The organism is Paenibacillus caui, assembly GCF_019904135.1.
Lineage (GTDB): Bacteria > Bacillota > Bacilli > Paenibacillales > Paenibacillaceae > Fontibacillus > Fontibacillus caui.
Genome location: NZ_JAIOGQ010000025.1, coordinates 57,655 through 69,548 on the forward strand (window position 1 = coordinate 57,655; position 11,894 = coordinate 69,548).

An 11,894-nucleotide genomic window follows, 5' to 3' on the forward strand; every position below is an offset into this window, starting at 1 on the left:
TCTCGTACATCACACGATCATAGCACACCTTGAACCAGGCAGACAATACACTGCGCCGCAATGCCTTCGCCTCTGCCTGTAAAGCCAAGCTGCTCCGTGGTTGTCGCCTTGATGTTCACCTTGGAGACTTCTGCCTGAAGCGCTCCCGCAATAATATCCATCATTTGCGGAATATAAGGCGCCATTTTGGGGCGCTGGGCGATGATGGTTGCGTCAAGGTTGCCCAGCGTCCAGCCTTTACAGGCCGCCATTTCCCATACTTTGCGCAGCAGCTCCAGGCTGTCGGCCCCTTTATAGGCTTCGTCCGTATCCGGAAAATGGCGGCCGATGTCTCCTTCCCCGATGGCCCCGAGAATCGCGTCGCTGACGGCATGAAGCAGCACGTCCGCATCGGAATGCCCGAGCAGCCCTTTTTCGAACGGAATTGTGACGCCGCCGATAATACAGGGCCTTCCTTCCACCAGTTGATGCACATCAAAACCTTGTCCCACGGTAATCATTCGTTGTTCTCCCCTTTTGACTCTACTCTTGAACGGAGAAACGCAGCAAAATCAAGATCCTCCGGGGTCGTAATTTTAATATTGCTGTAGTCCCCTTCTACGATCTTGACGTTCGTTCCCATTCGCTCCATCAGCATGGAGTCATCCGTCCCGGCAAACCCCTCCACGATGGCTCTCTCATGGGCAAGAATCAGCTCGGAACGCCGAAAAGCCTGTGGGGTCTGAATCGCCCACAAGCTCCGCCTGTCCGGTGTTGAGCTGACAAAGCCCCTTGCGTCGGCTACCTTGACGGTGTCTTTGACCGGTACGGCCAACACGGCTGCACCGCTTTCCCATGCAGCTTCGCAGCAGGAACGAATGTGCTTGCCGGACACAAACGGTCGAACCCCGTCGTGTACAAGCACCCATTCTGCGTTCAATGCTTTCAATCCTTTGTAAACCGAATGCTGGCGTTCTTCTCCGCCCGAAATGACCCGGGTGACTTTCTTCAGGCCATAAGTCTCTATCCACGCTTTACAGCGGTCAACATCCTGCGATCCTGTAACAAGCACGATTTCCGAGATCAGAGGTTCCCTCTGGAACGCTTCCAGCGTATGTACAACAATCGGCTTCCCATCAAGCAGCAGATACTGCTTGTTTTCCTTGGTTCCCATACGTGTTCCGCGGCCTGCCGCCACGATCACCACACCCGCGTGCCTTTCCGATTCCGTCAATGGTATCCCAACCTGCCTTGTGTATAATGGAGCGGACTTTCGGATGTTCTCCTATTCTCCAGAAGGTCATCCGCCGTCCGCATGCTAACTCCATCATACCTTGTTTACTGGGCTTTTTCCAACAGTTTCGGTTTGGCAAAGATCATTCTTCCGGCTGATGTTTGAAGAACGCTTGTCACCAGCACCTCGGTAATGCTGCCGATATAATCGCGCCCGCCTTCAACGACGATCATCGTGCCGTCATCCAGATAAGCTACGCCCTGTCCGTATTCCTTGCCGTCCTTGATCACCTGTACCATAATTTCTTCACCCGGCAGCACAACCGGCTTCACCGCGTTCGCAAGGTCATTGATATTGAGCACCGAAACGCCCTGCAGCTCGCAAACCTTATTCAGATTAAAGTCGTTGGTAACCACCTTGCCATGGAGCAGCTTCGCCAGTTTGACAAGCTTGCTGTCAACCTCGGATATTTCTTCAAAATCCCCTTCATAGATCAGCACCTTCACATCGAGCTCCTTCTGAATTTTATTCAGAATATCCAGTCCCCGGCGTCCCCTGTTCCGCTTGAGCAGGTCTGAGGAATCCGCGATATGCTGGAGCTCCTCCAAAACGAATTGAGGAATAACGATAGTCCCCTCAATGAATCCGGTTTTGCAAATATCCGCAATTCGTCCGTCGATAATGACGCTGGTATCCAGTATTTTATGCTCATGGGACCACTGCTCTTCCTGTTTTACTACACTCCAGCTGCCCGACTTCCAGAAAGAACCGAGCTCCTCTTTCTTCTCCAATCCTACGCGCAGACCGACATATCCAAAAAGACAAGCAAACGCAAAACGGACCCATTCGCTCATGTTTCCAAGCCAGGACGTTGCCGGATAAAGAAGAAGGGCTATAACTAACCCGGCGATCAGGCCCGTTGTTCCTGCTGCAAGCTGGTCCATAGGCTGACGCGCCAACGAAGAAATCCCCGAAAGCACCTGATTCGAAACCATGTTCGCAAAGATAGAGAAAATTAGCAGAAATGCGCAAGCTCCCGCCGCAGCGAAAATAAGATGAACCGCAAGTTCATTCATAGAGTCAAGTGCAATCCGGGCGGACTGCGGAAGAATACGGATTATTGCTTCACTCGTGTATCCAAGCCAGGCTCCGCATAGGCCTGTGATTATTTGAAAGGCTCTCTTTATCATGAGACCTTTCACCTCCTTTTGCTATTCAGTATGAACCAAAAAATGGAATCATAATCCGGAGGGACGCAATTATTTTGCAGATGAAAGAAAGAAGTCATGGAGAAAAAGGGAAACCGTCTATCTTTTCTGGTTGAAAATGGTTTTAGTGGTGACATATAATAAGTTCAACCCAACAATATAAAGGTGGATGGAAAAATGAGCGCATTAACCTTACAGACCTTTCAAGAACAAGTCTCCGAATTGCTGCTCCGTCACCGCAGTCTGCTTGATGTCCTTTCCAAAACCGGCCAAAGCAGCTCATCCGTTAATAGAGCCGTGGTCAAAGCTGTAACGGAGTGCGGCTGTATTGAACTCCACGCTACCAAACAATCCTTTGAGCCGGACATGAATCTCGAACAGGCCAAAGAAGTGGTTGGCAAGCATGTTCAAGGACACTTGTGCGAGAACTGCCGCGAAGCCATCAGCTCCGAACTTGGACGCAATTTATTCTATTTGTCGGCCCTTTGCAACTTGCTTGATATTAACATGGATGAAGTGGTGGAAAATGAATCTCGTAAATGTTCCACACTCGGCCTGTTTAATCTGTCATAACGCGGCGGGCACTTGCCGCATGCTGTAACAGCTGATTTTGCTTTTCTGAAATGAATACCTATAAATTTTTTAATCTAAAAGCTATTTTTACATAAAAGACCGCCAGGATGTCTCCTGACGGTCTTTTTGTATGATTCCGTTATAATCTTTTGAATGATTGCGTTATAAGTTCATACTATTCATTATGAGTTCTTGGAACTGTAAGTTTCCTCTGACGTTCCTGACCGGCGATGCTTCCTGCGAAAAATCCGCTGCACATTTTGTTTCAGTCCATATAATGCATAAACAACAAGCGGTAAAAATATCAGCTTCGACAATTCTTCCGGGAATCTTACCGCAATAACCACAGCTATGATTACAATCCATGGAGCAATCCAAATCGCTTTACGGGGAAGCCCGATCTTCTTGAAATTTGGATACCTTACCGAGCTTACCATCAAATAAGACAACAAGAGCGTCGCAATAATAAAATATGGCGCAGAAATCTCTTTGTGGAATAACGAAAGAGTTGCCAGCACGCTCCCCGCAGCCGGAATCGGCAGTCCGACGAAGTAGCCCGGAATCCCGGGACGAACATTGAAACGGGCCAAACGAAGCGCCCCGCATATGGGAAAGATGGACGTCACAATCCAGGCCAGCGCTGTAGGTAGACTGTGAAACGAAATGCTGTACATGATCATAGCAGGCGCAATTCCGAAGGAAATGACATCCGATAATGAGTCGAGCTCTTTACCAAATTCGCTTTGGCACTTCAGCACCCGCGCGGCACGACCGTCCAGTCCGTCGAGCAGCATAGCCACAATAACCATAATTGCCGCCAAACTGTATTTGTCGCTCTGGGTCAACATGATGGCGACCATTCCGAGAAACAAGTTACCCAAGGTAAACATGTTCGGAATTGACTTCGTTATCATTTTTTCACCTCAATCATTATTGTTCTTGGATAACGCCGGATACAATAAGAAAATTACATAGTATTATTGGAACGCCCCGTAATGACCGGGCATCCATATATAACATAAATGTTCATTCTATTTCAATTGTTTCAATCTGTCAATGAATATCACTCATGTATTCTATGGCATTCATATTTGTCTGTCAATGAAAGCTTGTTCCTGAAGACGTTTCAACCCTTCCTTGATCGCCCGGGCGCGAACCTCGCCAATACCGTCCACCTCATCCAATTCTTCAATCGAGGCCATCATGACGCCGGGAAGCTGTTCGAAACGCTCCACCAGATTATGGATGATCACATTAGGCAGTCTTGGAATCTTGTTCAGGATTCGGTAACCTCTTGGCGCAATCATTTCTTCCGATGTTGCGGCGGAGGAAGGGTACCCCAGCAGCCGGGTAAGGTGGTGTACATCCAGCAGTTCATCATCGCTGGAACGCTTGAGCCCCATTATAATATTCCGGATCGAGTCATCATCGTCTTCTTTGGCATAGTCCTTATACAAGAGCCATGCTTCTTCTTCCATATTGCTGACCAGCTCTTCCATCTGCATGCTGATCAGCCGGCCTTCCGTGCCCAATTCATTGATGAACCGCTTGATCTCCAGCTTGACCCGAATCACCATTTCAACCCGCTGAATCACATTAATGACTTCAGGCAGAGTTACAAGCTCTTCAAATTCGGAAGCCGACAAATTGGTCATGGCCTGGTTCAAAACGGATCTGTATTTCTCCAGAGTCTGAATCGCCTGGTTCGCTTTTGTCAGGATAACCCCGATCTCCTTCAGCGAATATCGGAGCCCGCCCTGGTACAACGTGATGATATTACGCCGCTGTGAAATCGAAACGACGAGCTTGCCTGTCTGCTTCGCTACACGCTCGGCCGTACGATGGCGAATCCCCGTCTCCGTAGAAGAGATGGAAGAATCCGGAATGAGCTGTGTATTGGCGTACAGAATCCGCTTCAGATCCTCGCTGAGAATGATGGCACCGTCCATTTTGGCAAGCTCATACAAATAGTTTGGGGTGAAGTCACAGTTGATGAAAAAACCTCCTTCAACCACCTCCATCACTTCCGGGCTGTAGCCGACCACAAGCAGGCCGCCTGTCTTTGCCCGAAGCACGTTCTCAAGCCCATCCCGGAAAGCGGTCCCCGGCGCGACAAGCCGAAGCAGGTCGTTCATTTTATCCACTTGGTTTGGTTCTTTCATTTTCTTTCGTGCCCCCTAATCTAACGCGACCGCTAGCGCATCTGCAACGGTGTTCACACCGATTACTTGTATTTCTTTGGGGCTTTTCCAGCCCTTTAGACTTTTTTCGGGAAGAATAACTCGCTTGAAACCTAGCTTTGCTGCCTCCCTGACCCGCTGTTCCGTTCGGGAGACGGCTCTTACCTCTCCGGTCAGACCAACCTCGCCAAAAATGACATCATCCGGCTTCGTCGGAATATCACGGAAGCTGGAAGCGATACTGACGGCGATAGCCAGGTCAACAGCCGGTTCATCGAGCCGAACCCCGCCGGCTACATTCAGATAAGCATCCTGATTCTGAAGAAACATGCCCATCCGCTTCTCCAGTACGGCAATGATGAGATTCATCCGATGATGATCCACACCGGTCCCCATCCGTCTCGGCGACGGGAAATGCGTGGCGGCTATGAGCGCCTGCAGTTCGACAAGCATCGGGCGCGTCCCCTCCATGCTCGCCACAACCGTTGAGCCTGAAGCCCCGGCAGAACGTTCGGACAGGAACAGTTCGGAAGGATTCGACACTTCCGTCAAACCGGATTCATTCATCTCGAAGATGCCAATTTCATTGGTGCTGCCGAAACGGTTCTTCACCGCACGAAGCAGCCTGTACGTATGATGCCGTTCGCCTTCGAAATACAGAACGCAATCCACCATATGCTCCAGCATTCTCGGGCCGGCAATCGCCCCTTCCTTCGTCACATGACCCACCAGCACCGTAGCGATTCCCTGTCCTTTGGCGATACGCATAAATCTTCCGGTACATTCACGCACTTGCGACACGCTTCCCGGCGCACTCGTAATATCCGCCAAGTAGACGGTCTGGATCGAGTCAATAACCAGGAAATCCGGCTTCACGCTGTCAATAGCTTCCTCAATCCGCTCAACACTGCTTTCACAAAGGACATAGAGCTCAGGAGATAAGGCACCGAGTCGTTCCGCCCGCATTTTCGTCTGCTTTACCGATTCCTCGCCCGAAATATAAAGGATTCTCAGGCCGGATTTGGCAAGCTCATGAGAAGTTTGCAGCAAAAGCGTCGATTTGCCGATCCCCGGATCACCGCCAACGAGCACAAGTGATCCCGGGACAAGACCTCCGCCAAGAACCCGGTTCAATTCGCCGATTCCTGTCTGAACTCTCTGTTCCTTGCCACTATCTATGCTTATGATGGGAAGCGGCTTTTCTTTACTTTGGAATATCCCCGTGGTCATCCCCTGGGTTTTTACCACCGTCTCCAGTTCTTCCACCATGGAATTCCAAGCGCCGCAACCCGGACACTTCCCATACCATTTCGGCGTTTCATAACCGCATTCCGTGCAGAAAAATTTGGACTTTGTCTTTGCCATTTACCTCTCCTTATTAAACCATTCCCTTAAGCCGCGAGGGCAACATGTATTGTTAAATAACTGGAAGTTAAAAAAATGGACTGCTCATTAAAAGTTTACCATTTCTGGTGTCATAACAAAAGATTCTTCCCGTTTCATTTCTCACAACTTATTCATCGGCTAAACCTTTCATATAATGAATATCCCGTCTTACCACCGCGGCACTACTTTCCGGACAAAGCAAAAAGCTGCCCCGGACAGTCATCCTGCCGGAACAGCTTATATGAACTAACGATTTTATGCTTCTGTAGAAATTTTGCCTGCCGGACTAACCGTAAGCTCGCCGTTTTCTTCATCAATAACCAGGGAATCGCCTTTTTTGACCTTCCCGGTCAACAGCTCTTCGGATAGCCGGTCTTCGATATGCTTCTGAATCGCCCGGCGAAGCGGACGCGCTCCGTATGCGGGATCATAGCCTGTTTTAGCCAGGAAGGCTTTCGCTTTATCCGTAAGCAGGAAGTCCACATTATATTCACGCAGACGTTTGCGAAGCTCCTCGGACATGAGGGTAACAATTTGGGCAATATGCGATTCCTGCAGCGAATGGAAAACGATAATTTCGTCGATCCGGTTCAGGAATTCAGGACGGAAGCTCTTCTTGAGCTCATCCATCACTTTACCCTTCATGTTGTCATAATCCGCTCCCGCATCTATAACGGCGGTAAAGCCCATGGTTGTATTGCGTTTGATTGCCTCCGCTCCCACGTTGGAAGTCAGAATAATTAAAGTGTTGCGGAAGTCGACAACCCGGCCTTTGGAGTCCGTCAGCCGTCCGTCTTCAAGCACCTGGAGCAAAATATTGAATACTTCCGGATGCGCCTTTTCAATCTCATCCAGAAGGACTACGGAATAAGGCTTGCGGCGTACCTTCTCGGTCAATTGGCCGCCTTCTTCGTAGCCGACATATCCTGGAGGAGCCCCGACAAGACGGGAGGTTGAATGTTTCTCCATGTATTCCGACATGTCGATCCGGATGACGGCGTTCTCGTCGCCGAACATCGCTTCGGCAAGTGCCCGGGCCAGCTCGGTCTTACCTACACCGGTAGGTCCCAGGAAAATAAAGGAGCCCATCGGACGCTTCGGATCCTTCAGACCGGCACGGGCGCGGCGAATGGCGCGGCTGACCGCTTTAACGGCTTCATCCTGACCGATGACGCGCTCATGCAGAATTTGCTCCATGTTCATCAGACGTTCCGTTTCCTCTTCCTTCAGCTTGTTCACCGGAATGCCGGTCCAACTGGCTACCACCTGGGCGATATCTTCCGGAGTCACTTCGGAATCGGTGCGTCCTTGTTTTTCTTTCCACTGGTTCTTGGTTGTCTCCAGCTCTTCGCGGAGTTTTTGTTCCGTATCCCGAAGGGCTGCCGCTTTCTCGAACTCCTGGGACTGAACAGCCGCATCCTTTTCCTTCCGAATATCTTCCAGACGGCTTTCAAGCTGCTTCAGGTTCGGCGGAATCGTGTAGGAGTTCAGCCTTACTTTGGAACCCGCTTCGTCGATCAGGTCAATCGCCTTGTCCGGCAGGAACCGGTCCGGGATATAGCGGTCCGACAATTTGACGGCCTGCTCGATCGCCTCATCCGTAATTTTCACCCGATGGTGCGCCTCATAACGATCCCGAAGTCCCATCAAAATTTGAATGGCTTCTTCCGGAGAAGGCTGGTCAACGGTAATCGGTTGGAAACGGCGTTCCAGCGCAGCATCCTTTTCAATATATTTGCGGTATTCATCCAGCGTTGTCGCGCCAATGCACTGCAGTTCGCCCCGGGCAAGCGCCGGTTTAAGGATATTGGATGCGTCGATGGCTCCTTCGGCCCCGCCTGCTCCAATCAGCGTATGCAGCTCGTCGATGAACAGGATGATATTACCGGCTTGACGAATTTCGTCCATAATCTTCTTAAGACGATCTTCGAATTCACCGCGGTACTTCGTTCCGGCGACTACGGAGCCCATATCCAGCGTCATGACTCTTTTGTCTCTGAGCGTCTCCGGAATTTCGTTATTGATAATTTTTTGCGCCAATCCTTCGGCAATGGCCGTCTTCCCGACGCCCGGCTCACCGATCAATACCGGATTGTTTTTCGTCCGGCGGCTGAGCACCTGGATGACGCGTTCAATTTCCTTGCTTCGGCCAATGACCGGATCCAGGTTCCCTTCTTTCGCAATGGCAGTCAGATCACGGGCCAGACTATCCAGCGTTGGCGTATTTACGTTTGCCGGAGTGCCGTGATGGCTGGAGACTGCCTCGCTGCTTCCAAGCAGCTGCAGCACCTGTTGACGGGCCTTGTTCAGGCTGATGCCCAGGTTGTTAAGCACACGAGCGGCTACGCCTTCCCCTTCGCGGATCAGACCAAGCAAAATGTGCTCCGTGCCCACATACGTATGACCCAGCTTGCGCGCTTCATCCATCGAAAGCTCAATCACTTTTTTGGCTCGCGGAGTATAGGCAATGTTGGTCGGCTGTTCCTGTCCCCGTCCAATCAAAGTCTCCACTTCATCCTGGATTTTCTCAAGACCAAGGCCAAGACCGATCAGAGCTTTGGCGGCAATGCCATCCCCTTCACGAATCAGGCCAAGCAAAATATGTTCTGTTCCGATATTGTTATGACCAAGTCGGACGGCTTCTTCTTGAGCCAGGGCCAACACTTTTTGCGCTCGTTCCGTAAATCTTCCAAACATCATTCTCCTGCACCTCCATGATTGGTAATTTTACCTCTTGTAAAATTGTACAGCATTCACTTCAAGCTTTTACCCAACTTTTGCCGAATGAGCTTGGCACGGTACATATCCATCTCCCCAGCTTCGATCTTGCCGTTAAAGCTTTTGTACAAAAAGCCCGGCTGGGTAAGCACCATCAGCTCATTCATCGTTTGAGGCGCTATCCCGTCAATCAGCCCCAGATTGATGCCGAGCCGTACATCGGACAGCCGCTGTGCGGCTTCCTTCGAGTCAATAACGGCGGCATAGGACAGAATGCCGAAAGATCGCATCACCCGGTCGGTAACCCGGAGCCGGGATTCGCTCATCAGTCTTTCGCGGGCAGCTTTCTCATGACCGATGATCTGAAGGACAACGCTGCGAAGATTATCGATAATTTCAGCTTCGCTTTGTCCCAGTGTAATCTGATTTGAGATTTGAAACAAGTTCCCCATGGCCTCACTGCCCTCACCGTAGATTCCCCGTACGGTCAAACCGATCTGGGATACCGCGGACAGAATGCGGTTGATCTGCTGCGTAAGTACCAGGGCGGGCAGGTGCATCATGACAGAAGCCCGAAGACCTGTGCCTACATTCGTAGGACAACTCGTCAAATACCCTCTTTTATCATCAAAAGCATAAGTTACATGATCTTCAAAAATATCATCGACCGCCGACGCTTTCTCCCAGGCTTCTTTAATTTGAAAACCCGGATACAAACATTGAATGCGAAGATGGTCCTCTTCGTTAACCATGATGCTCAAACTTTCATCTTCACTAATGTAGACAGCGCCATTTCTCGATTCATTTGCCAAACTTGGACTAATCAGGTGCTTCTCCACCAGCATTTTTTTATTGAGATCATCGGTTTCGGACAGCTGGATCGGATGCAAGACACCATATGCTTTAAGTCTCGGATCTTTCAGCACCTGTCTCAGCTCTTGTTGCACTTCTTCCAGATGCTGATTGGTCGCCAGAAGCGGGAAAGGATGTTTCTGCAAATTCCGCGCAATCCGGACCCTGCTGCTGATAACAATTTCCGACTCATTTCCGGCTGTTCTCATCCAATGACTGAACGGCTGCTCGGTAAAACGGAGATCATTCATTGTCCATCCCCCCTAGTGCTCGGTGATTTGCCTCTCCAACTCCCGGATTTGGTCCCTGAGCTGTGCAGCGGTCTCGAACTCTTCATGATCGATGCTGTCCTGAAGGCGACGCTTCAGCGTTTCGATCTGCCGTTTCGTCTTGATTTCACCACCGACCCGAAGCGGTACTTTCCCGGTATGGACGGTGCTGCCATGAACTCTTTTGAACAGCGGATCCAATCGATTGTTAAAGTATTTATAGCAGGAGCTGCAGCCGAAGCGTCCCAATTTGCTGAATTGGGAATAAGTCATCCCGCACACTTCGCATCTCAGGCTCTCAGGGTTTACCGTACGCTTGCCTTGCTCCACAGCCTCGAAATTAAGCAGCCCAGACAAAAGATTATGGATAGAGAAGCCTCCCGACGTTCCCGGAATCAGTTCCCCTTTTTCCCGTGCGCAGGCTTCACATAAATGATATTCGCTCTTGTCTCCATTTACAATTTTGCTGAAATGAAGACTGGCAGGGCGTTTTCCGCATTCTTGACAAAGCATTAGACTTCCCTCCTTCATGGAATATCCAAGCCTAACCTGTGTGGAAAAACAAGATCTGTTTCTTGAACAGTTACCTGCTTAATAAAGAGATCAGCATTGCCTTCATGATATTAGCGCGGATCTGATCCCTATATGGCAATTTTAACATCAGTACATCCCTTGAAATTGCCGCCCGCATCAGATTGGCTTCCCGCAAAGTAAGCACTCTTGCTTCCTCCAGTTGATAAATAAGCCCTTCCGCGGCCAATTGCCCGATTTCCGAGCCGATCGTCTGGTGAAGATGCGTGTGAAGCGACGTTGGACCGGGAAGCTCTACGCGCCGGATGCGGATGTATCCTCCGCCCCCGCGTTTGCTTTCCACCAGATATCCCTTCTCCAGCGTAAATCTTGTACTTATTACATAATTGATCTGGGAAGGTACGCACGAAAATTTATCAGCCAAATCATTCCGCTGAATTTCCACGGCGCCGGAAGGACTTTCTTGAAGAATACTTTTTAGGTATTGTTCAATAATATCGGAGATATTACGCATTCCCTTTCCCTCCATTGCTGTTTGAGCAAGCAGAAAAGTCAAGAAATCATTCCCAACTGACTTTGACTTTCTTTGACTTTATTTTTATTATAGCACATTTTTTATATTTGCCAAGAGCCCACGTTTTTATAATTATTTTGATCCTGCAGGGGGTGAAATATTCGTGTTAGAAGACTTGATATTTATTAACCGTTTGAGATGCATTCGGAAACAAAGGACGAGAACTGCAAAAAAGAAACTTTAACTTATATACGGGAAATTGATCGGAGAGGCTACAATTGTGGAAAAAAATAAAAACCACCACCGATGATCGGCAGTGGTTCTTCGCTTGGCGGCGTCCTACTCTCCCAGGACCCTTCGGTCCAAGTACCATTGGCGCTGGAGGGCTTAACGGTCGTGTTCGGGATGGGTACGTGTGGAACCCCTCCGCCATCGCCACCAAACGGGCAT

Annotated in this window: 11 protein-coding genes and 1 rRNA gene; 1 reads left to right on the top strand and 11 read right to left on the bottom strand. The window is 49.8% G+C overall.

Features of this window, described 5'->3' with window-relative positions; genetic code table 11:
* Positions 1-17: 17 nt before the first annotated feature.
* The 3 genes from ispF to K7397_RS15310 form a co-directional block, all read right to left on the bottom strand.
* Positions 18-500, bottom strand: coding sequence for a 2-C-methyl-D-erythritol 2,4-cyclodiphosphate synthase (ispF, locus tag K7397_RS15300; RefSeq protein WP_223068805.1), 483 nt, complete (start codon positions 498-500; stop codon positions 18-20).
* Positions 497-1,213: a 2-C-methyl-D-erythritol 4-phosphate cytidylyltransferase gene (gene ispD / locus K7397_RS15305; RefSeq protein WP_273545632.1), complete on the bottom strand. Its 717-nt coding sequence runs from the start codon at positions 1,211-1,213 to the stop codon at positions 497-499. The genes ispF and ispD overlap by 4 nt, the downstream gene beginning before the upstream one ends.
* Before the next feature lie 104 nt (positions 1,214-1,317).
* On the bottom strand, positions 1,318-2,403 hold the full coding sequence (locus K7397_RS15310) for a PIN/TRAM domain-containing protein (protein ID WP_223068806.1): 1,086 nt from the start codon (positions 2,401-2,403) through the stop codon (positions 1,318-1,320).
* Between the two features lie 195 nt (positions 2,404-2,598).
* Here K7397_RS15310 and K7397_RS15315 point away from each other — a divergent pair, with 195 nt between their 5' ends.
* Positions 2,599-2,994, top strand: a complete 396-nt coding sequence (locus tag K7397_RS15315; RefSeq protein ID WP_223068807.1) for a nucleoside triphosphate pyrophosphohydrolase family protein — start codon at positions 2,599-2,601, stop codon at positions 2,992-2,994.
* Positions 2,995-3,176: 182 nt separating this feature from the next.
* On the opposite strand, the gene pssA is transcribed toward K7397_RS15315, so the two are convergent.
* The 8 genes from pssA to rrf all read right to left on the bottom strand — a co-directional run bounded on the left by pssA (position 3,177) and on the right by rrf (position 11,887).
* The gene (gene pssA, locus K7397_RS15320) at positions 3,177-3,908 is read right to left on the bottom strand and encodes a CDP-diacylglycerol--serine O-phosphatidyltransferase (RefSeq protein WP_223068808.1); all 732 of its coding nucleotides are present in this window, start codon (positions 3,906-3,908) and stop codon (positions 3,177-3,179) included.
* A gap of 171 nt (positions 3,909-4,079) precedes the next feature.
* Positions 4,080-5,156, bottom strand: coding sequence for a DNA integrity scanning diadenylate cyclase DisA (gene disA, locus K7397_RS15325; protein ID WP_223068809.1), 1,077 nt, complete (start codon positions 5,154-5,156; stop codon positions 4,080-4,082).
* 15 nt (positions 5,157-5,171) lie between these two features.
* Positions 5,172-6,539 (bottom strand): DNA repair protein RadA, encoded by a 1,368-nt coding sequence (radA, locus tag K7397_RS15330; RefSeq protein WP_223068810.1) that lies wholly within the window; start codon positions 6,537-6,539, stop codon positions 5,172-5,174.
* Between the two features lie 276 nt (positions 6,540-6,815).
* Positions 6,816-9,260 carry an ATP-dependent protease ATP-binding subunit ClpC gene (gene clpC / locus K7397_RS15335; protein ID WP_223068811.1) on the bottom strand — a complete coding sequence of 815 codons (2,445 nt, stop codon included), beginning with the start codon at positions 9,258-9,260 and terminating at the stop codon, positions 6,816-6,818.
* A 53-nt stretch (positions 9,261-9,313) separates the two neighbouring features.
* Positions 9,314-10,381, bottom strand: a complete 1,068-nt coding sequence (locus K7397_RS15340; protein WP_223068812.1) for a protein-arginine kinase McsB — start codon at positions 10,379-10,381, stop codon at positions 9,314-9,316.
* Between the two features lie 12 nt (positions 10,382-10,393).
* The gene (locus tag K7397_RS15345) at positions 10,394-10,912 is read right to left on the bottom strand and encodes a protein-arginine kinase activator protein McsA (protein ID WP_223068813.1); all 519 of its coding nucleotides are present in this window, start codon (positions 10,910-10,912) and stop codon (positions 10,394-10,396) included.
* Positions 10,913-10,982: 70 nt separating this feature from the next.
* A complete protein-coding gene (locus tag K7397_RS15350) occupies positions 10,983-11,444 on the bottom strand; it encodes a CtsR family transcriptional regulator (RefSeq protein ID WP_223068814.1) in 462 nt (153 codons plus the stop codon).
* A gap of 326 nt (positions 11,445-11,770) precedes the next feature.
* Positions 11,771-11,887: ribosomal RNA gene (rrf, locus tag K7397_RS15355) — 5S ribosomal RNA — on the bottom strand.
* Positions 11,888-11,894 lie beyond the last annotated feature (7 nt).